The following is a 13,107-nucleotide window of genomic DNA, read 5'->3' on the forward strand; positions in this document are numbered from 1 at the left end:
TCGGAGTCCTCGGCTTCTTGGCTGGGCGGCCATCCGTGGCAGGACGGCCGCTCTGGGATCGCGACAACGGCCGGGCGGGCCTCGCTGGCCCGCTCCGTCCAGGGTTCGGCACCGCGGCTCGCCTCAGGCGGCGTCCGGCACGGGGATGGCCTCGCCGACCCGGTGGCAGGCCACGAAGTGGTCGGGTGCCATCTCGCGCCAGGCTGGCACCTCGCGTCGGCACCGTTCGACCGCGAGCGGGCATCGTGTATGGAACCTGCAGCCCGGCGGCGGGTCGAGCGGGCTGGGCACGTCCCCGGAAAGGACCTGCCGCTTGCGGCTGCGCTCGCGCGCGGGGTCCGGCTCGGGCACGGCCGAGAGGAGCGCCTTGGTGTAAGGGTGCAGCGGCGCGCTGAAGATCGCTCGCTTCGGGCCAAGCTCGGCGGGACGGCCGAGATACATGACCGCGACCCGGTCGGAGATGTGGCGCACCACGGCGAGGTCGTGCGCGATGAAAAGGTAGGTAAGCCCGTAGCGCTCCTGCAGGTCCTGGAAGAGGTTGATGATCTGGGCCTGCACCGACACGTCCAGCGCCGAGATCGCCTCATCGCAGACGAGGAACTCCGGCCCGCAGGCGAGCGCCCGTGCGATCACCACGCGCTGGCGCTGCCCCCCCGAGAGTTCGTGCGGATAGCGCATGGCGAACCGGGGCGACAGGCCGACATCCCCAAGGAGCGTCGCCACCTTTTCGGTGATGTTCCCTCGCGTGGCTTGGCCGTGGAACAGGAGAGGCTCGGCGATGGCCTCGCCGACCGTCATCCTTGGGTTCAGGGTCGAGTAAGGATCCTGGAAGACCACCTGAAGCTTCCGGCGGTAGGGCCGCAGGCGATCCTCGGAGAGCTGCGCCAGGTCCACGCCGCCGTAGATGACCTGACCGGCCGAGGGCTTGTGGATCTGCAGCATCGTGAAGCCGGCCGTCGACTTGCCGCAGCCCGACTCGCCCACGAGGCTCAAGGTCTCCCCTCGGCGGATGTCGAGGGTGAAGTCGTCGAGCGCGTGAACCTCGGCCGCGGTCTGCCCGAAGGCGCCGAGCTTGACGTGGAAATGCTTGCTCAGTCCGATGATCGAGATCAGCGCATCGCCGCGCGGCGTCACGGCCGGGTCGCGAGAAGTCGTCCGTGTGTCGAGGGCGAGGGTCATGCGGCGAGCTCCTGCGGCTTGGCGTTCACCCAGCAGGCCGCTCGATGCGGACCGCCGGCGACCGCGACCAGGGGCGGCATCTCGGACTCGCACCGCGCGACCCGGAGCGGGCATCGCGGCGCGAAGGGACAGCCGGCGGGCCGCCGCCCGGGGTCGGGGGGCGTGCCGCCGATGGCAGGCAGGCGACGCGTCTCCTCGCCCTCGAGAGTCGGCAGCGACGCCAGCAGCCCCTGGGTGTAAGGATGCGTCGGACGTGCGTAGAGGTCGTCGACCGGCGCCTCCTCGACGATCTTGCCCGCATAGAGCACGATCACCCGGTCCACGAGCCCGGACACCAGCGCAAGGTCATGGGTGATCCAGATGATCGACATGCCGAGCCGTGCGCGCAGGTCCTTCACGAGGTCCACGATCTGCGCCTGGATCGTCACGTCGAGCGCTGTCGTCGGCTCGTCGGCGATGAGGAGCGGCGGCTCGCAGGCCAGGCCCATCGCTATCATCACGCGCTGTCGCATCCCGCCCGAGAGCTCGTGCGGGTAGTTGTCGAGGCGCGAGGCCCCGCCGGGAATGCCGACGAGGCGCAGGAGCTCGCCTGCCCTCGCCCAGGCTTCGCGGCGCAACATTCCCCGATGGTAGATCAGCGGCTCGATCAACTGGTCGCCGATCTTCAGCACCGGATTGAAGGAGGTCATCGGGTCCTGGAAGATCATCCCGATGCGGCCCCCACGCACCTCGCGCAGCGCGCGCCGCGAGAGGGTCAGGAGATCCTTGCCTTCCATCCGGGCCGAGCCGCCGGCGACGCGGGCGCCCGGAGGCAGCAGGCCCAGGAGCGCGAGCGTGGTGATCGACTTGCCGCAACCCGACTCGCCCACGACGCCCAGGGCCTCGCCTCGGCCGATGTGAAAGGACACGCCATCCACGACCCGCGCCGGGCCACGACGGGTCGAGACCTCGACGGCGAGGTCGCGGACGGAAAGTAGCGGATCGGTCATTTGCGCCACTGCCTCGGGTTGAGGGCGTCGTTCAGGCCGTCGCCCAGGAAGGAGAACGCGACGGTCGCGAGCCCGAGCACGGCCGCCGGCGCCGCCAGGAGGTGGGGATAGGTGCGCCAGACCCGCAGGCCGTCCGAGATCATGTTGCCCCAGGACGGGGTCGGGGGCCGGACGCCGACGCCCAGGAAGGAGAAGGCGCTCTCGAGCACCATGGCAGTCCCGAGCCCCGCCGACACCGCGACGATGACCGGCCCCAAGGCGTTCGGCACGACGTAGCGCCGCAGGATGAGGCCCGGGGTCAGCCCCAGCGCGCGGGCGGCCGTCACGTAGTTGCGGTTGCGGATCGAGAGCACCTGCGCACGAACAAGCCGGGCGTAGGGCGGCCAGAGGATCAGCGCCATGGAGCCGAAGACCAGCACGAAGTCGATCCAGATCGTCTGCCGCCAGATCGGGTTGTGCGTGGCGAGGTAGCGCGCGTCCATGAAGGCGCTGAGCGGCGGCTTCAGCGAAGTATTGATGACCACCACCAGAAGCAGGCTCGGGACCGACATCACCATGTCGGTCACCCACATGATGACGGCATCCACCCGCCCGCCCACGTAGCCCGCGATCGCGCCGAGGGTCACGCCGATGGCCAGGGCGATGCCGGTCACCACGACGGCGACCAGCAGCGCGGTCCTGGCACCGTAGATCACGCGAGAGAGCACGTCGCGTCCGAGGTCGTCGGTGCCGAACCAATGAGCCATGCTCGGCCCCTGGTTCGTGGCCTCAAGGTCTTGGGACAGGAAGTCGTAAGGCGAGATCCAGGGTCCTGCGACCGCGACGAAGACGAGGATCACGACGATGCAGAGCCCGAAGACGGCCAGGCGATTGGCCCGCAGCCGATGCCAGGCGTCGCGCCAGAGGCTGACCTGCTCGTCCGGCTCGACGGCGGCGGAAAGAGTCACGGGCATGGTCATCAGCGATCCGCCCTCAGGCTGCCCGCGCGCGGATCGAGGAGAGGATAGACCAGGTCCACGAGCAGGTTCGAAGCCATGACCAGCGTCGCCCCGATCAGCGTGATGGCGAGGATGACGGGGTAGTCGCTGTTGAGGGTCGACTCCACGGTGAGCCGTCCTAGCCCCGGAAGGCCGAACACGAGCTCCACGAAGATCGCGCCGTTGACCAGCGTGATCATGATGAGGCCGAGTTGAGTGACCACCGGGGTCAGGACCGGCCGCATGATGTGGCGGATCGCGACGATGAGCTCGGGCACGCCCTTGGCCCGCGCGGTCCGCACGAAGTCCTCGCCCATCACCTCGATCACCGCGCTGCGGGTCTGGCGCACGATCAGGGCGATCGGCTGCATGGAAAGGACCGCGAGCGGCAGAAGGATCCGCACGTCGAAGACCCCGCCCCACCCATACGGAATCGAGCCGGTGGGAAGAACGAGGATCAACGCCACCATGAGGAGCGGCCCGGCCACATAGGGCGGTATCGCCCAGAGGATGAGCGCCGAGCCGAGGATCGCGTAGTCCGCGGCACGGTTCTGGTTCAGCGCCGCAATGACGCCAAGAGGGATCGCGACGACGGCGGTCAGGAGGATGGCGACCAGGCCGAGCTGCAGCGAAACCGGCGCGGCCGCCGAGATGGTCCGCCAGACCGGCCGGCCGGTCACGAGGGAGTTGCCCCAGTTCCCCGTCAGCAGGTGGCTGATGTAGTTCCAGAACTGGATCAGGAAGGGCTGGTCGAGGCCGGCCCGGGCACGGATCGCCTCGATCCGTTCCGGGTTATAGGCGACGTCGCCCGGGGCACGCATGAAGATCAGCTTCACCGGGTCGCCGGCGCCGTAGAAAGCCAGCGCGTATACTGCCAGCAGGATGAGGAGGATCGAAGGAATCCAGATCAGGACCCGTCGCAGGACATATCTCAGCATACGCGTCGGATCTCCTCCGCTACGGACCATCGCGGGAGGGCTTGGCTCTGGTCGCCGGCCCTGCGCGTTCCTCCCCATGCACGCGGTGCCGAGCCGGTCTGCCGCAATGTTGTATAGATGTCAACTCACCACTTCGGGGCCCGGACAACCCGGAAGGCCAGCCCACCTCGCTTAGGCTGACAGTGGCTTAGGATGTTTGTCGCATTATGGTCCCGGTTTTCCTTGCTCACATGATGCGGATGCAAGTGTACGCGTCCGGAGCGCAGACTGGAACCTGATCGAGAGTCGACCCCGAGTTGACAAGATGACAACTAGCTTCTACTGGTCCCTGGAGCCGTTCCAGCGGCCGATCAGGGAGGATCACGTGTCCAAGAACGCTATTCCGCGCGGCGGCCTCACGCGCCGCGGAACCTTCAGACTCGCCACGGGCGTTCTGTCCGCCTTCGCGATGCCCGGCTTCGTCAAGTTCGCCTATGCTCAGGACGACGAGCAGGTGCTCCGCATCGCCCACCCGGTCTTCGACATGGACTGGTCCCCGCTCCGGGGCGGCGGCGACCACCTCCGCTGGAACTCGCTGTGGTGGGCCTCGGCGATGTATTTCGACAGCGACAACAACCTGCACCCCTATGTCTTCGCGACCTGGACTCCGTCCGAGGACAGCAAGACCTGGACCTTCACCATCGCCGACAACGCGACCTTCTCGGACGGCAGCCCGATCACCGCGGCCGACGTGAAGGGCTCCTGGGAACTCGCGGCGATGCCCGCCACCCGCAACCAGCGCGTGGACCTCGCGCTCTCGAGCGTCGCGGGCTACCAGGACGTGCTGAGCGGCTCGACGGCCGAGATGACGGGCCTCGTCGTCAAGGACGACAAGACCCTTGAGGTGCAGCTCGCCCAAGTGGACCCGATCTTCCACCAGCGCATCGCGACCCAGATCGTGCCGATCGTGAAGGTCGAGCAGGCCCGGGACGAGATGGGCGACGAGGTCATGGAGTTCTGGCTCCCCGACAACGGCGTGATCGTCAGCGGTCCGTTCAAGCCGGTCGAGATGGACCTCGACGGAGGCATCCTGGCCTTCGAGCCCAACGAGAACTTCTTCGGTCCCGCGCCGAAGCTCAAGCGGATCGAGATCCGGACCGTCGAGGACCCGGTGACCGCGACCGCCCTCCTGCAGAACGGCGAGATGGACGCCACACGGCCTTCGCGACCCCCACGATGGACGAGGACTTGGGCGAGGACTTCGCCTCCGGCGTGATGATCCCGAAGGGCCAGCACTTCTGGCTGAACGTGAATCGCGCCCCGACGGACGACCCGAAGGTCCGGCAGGCGCTCATCATGGCCATCGATCGCGAGGGGCTCCGCGTCACCTACCCGGACGGCCCGATGGAGAAGGCCGAGCAGATCCTGAACGCGGTTCCCGGCGTGGACGAGAGCTGGGAGCCCTATCCCTTCGACGCCGAGGCGGCGAAGAAACTCCTGTCCGAGTCCTCCTACGGCGGTCCGGAAGGTCTCCCGACGATCATGATGGTGGGCATCTCCACGCCCTCTGCCGAGCTCGCCGCCCAGTACATCGCGGAGCAGTGGCGTCAGAACCTCGGCATCGCCGCGGTCGAGATGAAGCCGCAGATCGACGCCTATTCCGGGCCGGACCAGGCGAACGTGCAGATCTTCCGCGACGACGTGGGCAGCCGCGTACCGGACGCGGTGTTCTACCTGCGCGCCGCGATCCACTCGTCGTCTTCGAACGCGCAGAACAAGCTCGGCGGCTATGCCAATCCGGACGTGGACTCCAAGCTCGACGAGGCGGCGGTGCTCTCCGAGGACGATCCGCAACGCGTCGCCCTCGCCCAGGAGGCGCAACGCGCCTTCCGCGAGGACTGGGCCTTCATCCCCTGGTACCACGAAGGAATGTCCAAGTGGGCCATGCCGCAGGTGCAGAACATCGTGAAGAACCTCGACTGGCAGGTCTACGAGCCCTGGACCGTCGAGGTCCATCGCGGCTGACCGGCCGTTGTGAGCCGAAGGCCTCGCCGCTCGACGCGGCGGGGCCAGCCGCCCTGCCCTCCCGATGATCGACGACCTGCTCACCACCGGCCGGCGAGGCCTCAGGACCCGGCCCGGGACGCTGCTCCTCGGCTCAACCGGAGCGCGGCTCTGGGCCGACTACCTCGAGGAGCGGCCGGGCTTCGTCGGGGCCATCGACTTCATCCACAAGCTGAACATCCCCTCGCTCTTCGAGGTCTTCGCGGGCGCCTCCGGTCCTCCGGCGCCAGCCGACGTGATCTGGCGCCCGAGCCATCTGTCCGTGAGCCAGCGTTTTGGCGCGCTCGCGCTGGCCGAGACCAAGTTCATCGACTGGAACGACTGTGCCGTCTCGGTCCAGGAGTGGCGCAACGAGGGGACCGAGACGCTCCTGCTGCGCGTCACCGTCGACCCGTCCTGGATCGTCCGAGCGGGTGACGTCGCTACCGGCGAGCGGGCCTTCCCGGAGCGTGATTTCACGGTGCGTGCCGTCGTCTCGACCTCCCGGCCCGAGCTGTGGGACGGCCTTCCCGTCGCTCCCGGTGAGACGGTGAGCTTCGTCGTCGCAGCCGCCCTCGGCCTCGCCGAGAGCGATAGCCGGGACGATCTCGAGAGCCGTCTCCGGCCGCTGCTTGATCCGGTCGAGCCGCGGGAGATCGTCGCGGCTCAGGCCAAGGCCTACGATGCCTGGTTCCATGGCGTCCCGCGCTTCACCAGCTCAAGCCTCCTCCTCGACCGGACCTTCGCCTATCGCTGGTTCCTGCTGAGGCACAACCTCGCCCGCCCCGGCCTCGGCGCCCTCCCTGGACCCGTGATCTACGAGGGCCGCTCGCATAAGATGGGCAAGGCCCCTTTCGCGCCGTCGGGCTGGGAGTTCAGCAAGCTCATCCCGCTCTCGACCCCGATGCACCTCCTCGAACTCCGGTGGCATGCGACCGCCGACCTCGGCGGCGACCTCCTCGCTGCTCTGGCGGCGGCGCAGGGCATTGACGGCCAGCTTTACGCGAAGACCGTCAATGAGACCATGCATCCCTATGCCAACTTCGCTGGCTGGGCGGCGTGGCAATATGCGTTGGCGCGCGGCCTCGACCCTCGTCTTGCGGCGGGGCTGCCCACCCTCAAGCGACAGGTGATCGGCGAGCGCGAGAACCTCGCGACCGCTGGCGACGCCTTGCCCCTGCAGGTCGATCACCGGTTGACGGGCAAGGAGTACCAGCCCAGCTACTGGTACTTCCACGGCTTTCCCGACGACCCTTTCGACAAGGCGACCTACACGCCGCTGAAGCGCGTCGACCGAGCCGTCTACCAGCATCTCAATGCGCGGGGCGTCGCGGCCCTCGCGGCCGCTCTCGGCGATGAGGACGCGCCACGGTTTGCCGCCTTGGCGGAGGAGGTCGCGACGGACATTCTCTCGAAGCAGTGGGACTCCAAGACCGGGTTCTTCTACGATCTGGACCCCGAGACCGATCGGAAGGCCATGGTGCGCAACATCGTCGGCTTCTACCCGGCCTGGGCCGGCCTTACGGATGCCGAGCAGGCTCGAGGGCTTCTCGCGGCACTCGTCGACGGCTTCGACACGGGCTGCCCCTTCCCCTCGGTGGCCCGCGATTGCCCGGTCTACCAGCCCGGGGGAAGTTGGAAGGGGCAGTTCCTCAAGGGCCGGAACGGGTGCATGTGGGACGGTCCAACCTGGCCTTACACGAACAGCATCACGCTCGATGCCCTCGCCCGCCTGAGCCGGGAGGCCGGTCATGCTCATGACGAGCTTTTCGCGAAGCGTTTCTGGGACTTCGTCCTCCTTCATTTCCAGGGACGCGACGGGGTGACTCCCTACTTGGTCGAACATTACGACAGCGCCACAGGCGAGCCGATCAGCGACGAGCCGGACTACAACCACTCCTACTTCATCGACCTCGTGCTGAGGCACGTGGTCGGCCTCGAGGTCGGCGCCGGGACACGCCTTACCGTGGATCCGATCGACATCGGTCTGGATTCCTACTCCATCGAGGGGCTGAACATACGTGGCATGTCCCTCTCGGTGCGGTTCTCGCGCGCCGAAGGCCTGCGCCTTCTGGTCGAGGGCAACGAAGTGGCCCGGCGCGACAAACTGGAGCCTCTGCAGTGGGAGGGTCTGCCGATCCTGCAATGAGGACCGATCAGCGGCCCCGGTCGCAATATCCGTTCCAGCTTGCCTGTACCGGCCATGGGATCCTTCCCGGCGGCTTGGCCCGATCCGTAGAGCGTGGCCGGTTGATGTTGGAAGTGCGGCGCCTTGGCGGCCAGCCACGATCTTCGACACTGGGCCCTCCGTGACCGTGCTGCCCTGCGTCAACTTCACCGCTGGCCCCGATCTGGGTTCGTCGCCGACGGCCTTCCCGTGGTCCTCGATGCCTGTGATCACTCGATCCAGAGCTTGACACATCTCGACGACCCGAACTCGAGTGGGGCCCACGATGATGCCATGATGCTTCATCCCGAGTTCGTCAGGCGCCTTCGTGGGCATGACTCCCGGGTCCCAAGGGGTGGAATGGCCCTAGATTGCAGGTATCATGGCTTCGACCTACTGGATGACCTCGAGGGCTTCATGCACCCGTACAACGACCTGCCCCCGAAAGCCTTCTGGAAGCCCGCCGTCGGCGACCGAAACATGCTGCAGATCGAGGAGCTGTGGGACCCCAAGTTCCGGATCTCGGCCCAAGACAAGGTGTCGACTTACGGCTCGTGCTTCGCCCAACATATCGGGCGCGCCCTGAAGTCGCGGGGGTTCAACTGGTTCCGCGCCGAGCCCGCCCCCCAGTTCATGAGCTCCACGAACCTGACCCGCTTCAACTACGACGTCTTCTCGAGCAGGACCGCGAACATTTACACGACCTCGCTCTTGCAGCAGTGGGCTGAATGGGCCTTCGGCTCGAAGCCGGTCCCTGAGGAAGTCTGGGAGGCGGACGGGCGGTTCTACGATCCGTTCCGGCCTCGGATCGAGCCTGACGGCTTCGCCTCGGTCGAGGAGCTTCGTCGCTCTCGGGAGGAGACTCTGAGGGCGTTCCGGCAAAGCGTGACGGATGCGGCGTTCTTCGTGTTCACCTTGGGCCTGACCGAGCGCTGGATGAACACGGCTCATGGGTATGAGTATCCCATGTGCCCAGGAACGGCCGGGGCTCCTTCGACGCGGGCCTCCATGCCTTCGACAACATGTCGTTTGGCGACGTGCGCACGGAACTGCGTGCGGCGCTCGATATCCTTCGAAAGGCCAATCCGAAGCTCCAGTTCATCCTGACGGTTTCCCCCGTGCCGCTGACAGCGACGAAGTCCGGCAAGCACGTTCTGGTCGCGACCATGCAGTCGAAGTCGGTCCTGAGGGCGGTCGCTGGCCACATTGCCGATCGCAACGAGTACGTCGATTATTTTCCCTCTTACGAGATCATCTCCAGCCCGGTGTTCCGCGGCGGCTTCTTCGAGCCAAATCAGCGCGGCGTCACACCGACAGGCGTAAGCTTCGTCATGGACACCTTCTTCCGCGAGCTCGAGCGAAAGTTCGGCCCCGTCGAAGCAGCGGCTGACGCTTCCTCCGCAATGGCCGACGAAGATCTGGTCTGCGAGGAGGAACTGCTCGGAGCCTTCGGAGACAAACGAACTTGAGAGTCTGCGTGATCGGCAACAGCCATGTCGGCGCTCTCAAGCTGGCCTGGGATGCGCTGCGCACATCTCCACAAGCCTGTGAGTTGACCTTCTTCGCTCAGCGCCAAGCGAGGATCTTGGACCTGCTGTCCAAGGGCAACAGGCTTGTTCCCTCGTCCAAGCAGCAGAGAGCGCAACTCAAGCTGACCTCTGGCGGGTTGGGTGAGATCGACACTGCTGCCTACGACATCTTCCTCGTCTACGGCCTCTATCCGAGTCCGTCCCTGACGGAGGACGGCCGACGCTACTCGCAAGCAGTGCGCGAGGCCGCGGTCCTCGACCGTGCACTTGGGAGCGGCACGTACGAGATGGTTCAGCGCCTCCGCGCCATCACGCCGAAGCTAATACTGGTGGGACTCTCGCCCTTGCGCGCCAACGTCCCGGACACCTCCTCCCGGACGGTCCAGCACCTCCGTGCGATCACGCGGAAGCCTATGCTCATGGGGCTCTCACGCTTGCGTACCAACTCGGCGGGCAGTGCGCTGCCTCCGCCCCTCATGCCTTACCGCGACACGATCGACATCCTCGATCGACGGGTCTTCGCGCCACTCGACGCTCGGCTGATCCCGCAACCTGCAGAGACGATCGTCGATGGCCGCGCCACAGACGCCAAGTATACCATAGGATCGCGCCGGCTAAGTGCTGGTAGCAAAGGCGCATTCTACCCGGACCAAGACAACGGACATATGAACGAGGCTTACGGGCGGGTCTGGCTCCTGAACCTTCAACGGCATCTTGTCGAACAGGGCAGTAGAGCGACGCTTCGAGCCTGAGACTCGGGCAGCAGCATGGCGGTGAGGCCGACGCAGCGGAGGTCCATCATGAGGGGTTGGTGCCTCTTGCCTGCCACGAGGAGAGAATGCGGCGACCGAGACGCTCGGCCGACATCCCCTGCCTGTTGATGAGATCCGACAGGAGGAGCGAAAGCGACTGAAGCGTCTCGGGCGAATAGGCGCCCGCCTCTGGCAGCGCGCTCGGAGGATGATCCGAGAAAACGTCCAAGTAGAGCTGCCTCCCGTAGGTTGCGTTCAGCCATTCGACGTCGTCCCGGCTCGTCCGCCTGACCTTCGTCTCCACCTCGGGCGGCAGCCGGAACTTCTCGCCCTTGATGCGTCTGAGCACCCTGACGTCGTCCTCGGCCCGTTCCGGGTTGAGCTTCCCGCCGATCAAGCGCGGGCGTTGCTGGTTGAGGCTGCTGACCAGCAACGTCGCCAGCATCGACATGGACTCGTTGCGGACCGGCGACGAGAGGCCGACGCCCATCGCTGACTTATCGGGCAGGCCCAGGCGCCGGCGAAAGGCGGAACCTAGGGCGCCGGGCTCGTCCCAGCGCACGGGCGACGAGCGACCTACTTCCATCGCCGTCGTCTCGGGCAGGCCCAGGCGCCGGCAGAAGGCGGCGACAAGCCCGCCAGGCTCGTCCCGCGCCTCCTCGAAGGCGGTGAGCTTCACGTTCTCCTGCCCGAAGACGTCGAAGTAGACCGAAGCACGCCGCTTGAATTGGGTCATGGGCGGCCTTGCGATCCGCTCCTCCAGGACGTGCCCTTGCCTGATTTGCTGCTGGATGTTGCTCGTCGCGTAGTCCACCGGATGCCTGGATGTGAAGAGGACGGTCCAGTCGTCGGCGAAGTTCAGGAGCCATGTGCGAAGCTTCCTCACGCTGTCGATGGGCATCGTCCATAGCCCTTCGCTGCTCAGCACCAGCGTGTCATAGGACGCTCGGGCGAGGTTGGCCTCCATCTGCCCGAAGTAGCGCCGCCGCAGCACCTCGGCGCCTTCGTGCGTCGTGATCCCAAGGGACTTCACCGCGATGTTCCGACGCGGGTCCTCAACGAACATCACCGTCAGCATCGAATTGTGGCTCCGCGCGACCGACGGGTAGAAGACCCCATGGCGCTCCAGCAGCATCTTGCGATTCGCGAAGAGCGCCTCCTGACAACTGGTCGTGCCCGTCTTCGCAGGACCGATGTGCAGGATACCCGTCCTAGTCATGCCAAGTTCCGTCCTTTAGCCACCGGAGACGTCGTGCCCCGACGGCTCCCGCGTTGTAGCGAGGCCATTAAGGCATCGAGTCCCCCCTTGCCCAGAGCGCATGGGATGTGTCCCGGACATCACCACCTCTGAGCCCTGGAGGCCACAAGGCTCAGCCTGCGCGTGGATAGGCACCCGGATCGCGACCAGTCATCTTAGATCTCCGCCGAAGAAATCGCCCTCGAGGAGCGTCTGCTCGCATCGAACTCGATTGCTCCTCCTATGCTGCGGTTGCCCTTCTCTCGCCGTTGCCGTCGTCGTGGTAGCTCGGACCTGGCTGGGCAACCGTGTCGAGCCGATCTGGCGCGCGCGCTGCTCTGGCAACGACGCGACCAGCCTGATGGGCTCCGCCTGGGCTGGTGATTTGGGCAGCGCCGCAGTCACGGTCTTGCTTCGCCCCGACCTGGCTGCGCCACGGCGTGGCTGGTCTGGAACAGGTTGCAGACAAGCGTGGGCCGCAGTTTCGGCACGTTGGAGCCAAGGCATGATCCGGTGGAAGGCGTGGCGAAGGGGGTGCCGGAGGTTGCCCTCATCCCCGTCGCTCCGTTGCTGATGTTGCAGGGAGGGCTATGCTACTGATCGCATACAGGGCCAAGCGCGGGTCGACGTCATGAACGAACCCCCCCTTCCAGGGCACATTGCGTCGGACCACAGAGGGACCGTCGCCGGAAAGGAGCTGCGCCCCTCAAGGGTAGCTCCCCGGAGAACCAACCCAAGGCATCCGCGACCGGCCCAGCCTAAGGACAACTGGGGGCTGGCGCGCATGCTCGCGCTCGCCTGTCTTATCGGGCTCGCGTCGTCGGTGCTCCTGATCTGGGCGGTGTGGAACTTGGTGGAGCGGATCTTTTCATAGAGCGCGCTGCATTCCGCCGGGACGCGACTCGTGGCGAGGTAGACCTGCAGCCCGGAGCCTTTTCAGCGGCACCGAGTCTGGTCGATCTCGGCGCCGCTGCCTCGACCGGGCATCGCGTCCGCCGGCATTAGCATGCGTCTTGGCGGGAGCAGGATCGGCGGCCGTGCGGCCTGCCAGCGGCCCCGTCCGCTGCCGCTGGCCCCCCTCGTTTGCCGAGGTGGGGTGTGGGCCTGCGGTGGGGGGGCCGGCCTTGGGGCCGGCTGCCGGCTCAGAGCAGGAGGTCGTTGGCGCCCAGGGCGGCGAGGTCGTTGACCTGGATCTCGAAATCGGCCTGGCCGTCGCCGTCGACGTCGCCCCTCAGGAGGACGTCCGCGCCGCTGTCCACCGTCCAGAGCCCGTGGGCCTCGGCGCCGGTGCCGCTCCAGGCGAAGGCCTGGTTGCCG

General features: G+C 66.7%; 11 protein-coding genes. 6 read left to right on the forward strand and 5 right to left on the reverse strand.

The window, feature by feature from the left end:
- Nucleotides 1-123 precede the first annotated feature (123 nt).
- From RUMESO_RS15745 to RUMESO_RS15760, 4 genes are read right to left on the reverse strand one after another with little or no spacing between them, the layout of a single operon-like run.
- Nucleotides 124-1,179 carry an ABC transporter ATP-binding protein gene (locus RUMESO_RS15745; protein ID WP_082484133.1) on the reverse strand — a complete coding sequence of 352 codons (1,056 nt, stop codon included), beginning with the start codon at nt 1,177-1,179 and terminating at the stop codon, nt 124-126.
- Nucleotides 1,176-2,168: an ABC transporter ATP-binding protein gene (locus RUMESO_RS15750; RefSeq protein WP_037281493.1), complete on the reverse strand. Its 993-nt coding sequence runs from the start codon at nt 2,166-2,168 to the stop codon at nt 1,176-1,178. The genes RUMESO_RS15745 and RUMESO_RS15750 overlap by 4 nt, the downstream gene beginning before the upstream one ends.
- On the reverse strand, nt 2,165-3,127 hold the full coding sequence (locus RUMESO_RS15755; protein WP_037281494.1) for an ABC transporter permease: 963 nt from the start codon (nt 3,125-3,127) through the stop codon (nt 2,165-2,167). Before RUMESO_RS15755 ends, RUMESO_RS15750 begins: the two co-directional genes overlap by 4 nt.
- Nucleotides 3,127-4,083, reverse strand: a complete 957-nt coding sequence (locus tag RUMESO_RS15760) for an ABC transporter permease (protein ID WP_037281495.1) — start codon at nt 4,081-4,083, stop codon at nt 3,127-3,129. Before RUMESO_RS15760 ends, RUMESO_RS15755 begins: the two co-directional genes overlap by 1 nt.
- Nucleotides 4,084-4,447: 364 nt before the next feature.
- Between RUMESO_RS15760 and RUMESO_RS27895 the strand changes: the two genes are divergently transcribed.
- The 6 genes from RUMESO_RS27895 (at nt 4,448) to RUMESO_RS15780 (ending at nt 10,553) form a co-directional block, all read left to right on the forward strand.
- Nucleotides 4,448-5,338: an ABC transporter substrate-binding protein gene (locus RUMESO_RS27895; RefSeq protein ID WP_211262900.1), complete on the forward strand. Its 891-nt coding sequence runs from the start codon at nt 4,448-4,450 to the stop codon at nt 5,336-5,338.
- Entirely contained in the window at nt 5,299-6,087 is a 789-nt protein-coding gene (locus RUMESO_RS27900) for an ABC transporter substrate-binding protein (protein ID WP_211262901.1), read from the forward strand. Before RUMESO_RS27895 ends, RUMESO_RS27900 begins: the two co-directional genes overlap by 40 nt.
- A gap of 64 nt (nt 6,088-6,151) precedes the next feature.
- Nucleotides 6,152-8,254, forward strand: coding sequence for an MGH1-like glycoside hydrolase domain-containing protein (locus tag RUMESO_RS15770; RefSeq protein WP_051521384.1), 2,103 nt, complete (start codon nt 6,152-6,154; stop codon nt 8,252-8,254).
- 228 nt (nt 8,255-8,482) lie between these two features.
- Nucleotides 8,483-9,379 (forward strand): GSCFA domain-containing protein, encoded by an 897-nt coding sequence (locus RUMESO_RS27905; protein ID WP_281177570.1) that lies wholly within the window; start codon nt 8,483-8,485, stop codon nt 9,377-9,379.
- Nucleotides 9,295-9,741, forward strand: coding sequence for a GSCFA domain-containing protein (locus tag RUMESO_RS27910; protein ID WP_281177571.1), 447 nt, complete (start codon nt 9,295-9,297; stop codon nt 9,739-9,741). Before RUMESO_RS27905 ends, RUMESO_RS27910 begins: the two co-directional genes overlap by 85 nt.
- 8 nt (nt 9,742-9,749) lie before the next feature.
- Nucleotides 9,750-10,553, forward strand: a complete 804-nt coding sequence (locus RUMESO_RS15780) for a hypothetical protein (protein ID WP_055725571.1) — start codon at nt 9,750-9,752, stop codon at nt 10,551-10,553.
- Between the two features lie 46 nt (nt 10,554-10,599).
- Here the strand turns inward: RUMESO_RS15780 and RUMESO_RS15785 are convergent, their stop codons facing one another.
- Complete coding sequence (locus RUMESO_RS15785) at nt 10,600-11,772, reverse strand: hypothetical protein (RefSeq protein ID WP_156362972.1); 1,173 nt, start codon at nt 11,770-11,772, stop codon at nt 10,600-10,602.
- Between the last annotated feature and the right edge of the window lie 1,335 nt (nt 11,773-13,107).

The sequence above is a fragment of the Rubellimicrobium mesophilum DSM 19309 genome (assembly GCF_000600335.2).
GTDB lineage: Bacteria > Pseudomonadota > Alphaproteobacteria > Rhodobacterales > Rhodobacteraceae > Rubellimicrobium > Rubellimicrobium mesophilum.

Coding starts and splice junctions, on each gene's coding strand:
- RUMESO_RS27910 (WP_281177571.1), top strand. CDS start 9,295: ATGTCGTTTGGCGACGTGCGCACGGAACTGCGTGCGGCGCTCGATATC.
- RUMESO_RS15755 (WP_037281494.1), bottom strand. CDS start 3,127: ATGACCATGCCCGTGACTCTTTCCGCCGCCGTCGAGCCGGACGAGCAG.
- RUMESO_RS15750 (WP_037281493.1), bottom strand. CDS start 2,168: ATGACCGATCCGCTACTTTCCGTCCGCGACCTCGCCGTCGAGGTCTCG.
- RUMESO_RS15760 (WP_037281495.1), bottom strand. CDS start 4,083: ATGCTGAGATATGTCCTGCGACGGGTCCTGATCTGGATTCCTTCGATC.
- RUMESO_RS15745 (WP_082484133.1), bottom strand. CDS start 1,179: ATGACCCTCGCCCTCGACACACGGACGACTTCTCGCGACCCGGCCGTG.
- RUMESO_RS27900 (WP_211262901.1), top strand. CDS start 5,299: ATGGACGAGGACTTGGGCGAGGACTTCGCCTCCGGCGTGATGATCCCG.
- RUMESO_RS15770 (WP_051521384.1), top strand. CDS start 6,152: ATGATCGACGACCTGCTCACCACCGGCCGGCGAGGCCTCAGGACCCGG.
- RUMESO_RS15785 (WP_156362972.1), bottom strand. CDS start 11,772: ATGACTAGGACGGGTATCCTGCACATCGGTCCTGCGAAGACGGGCACG.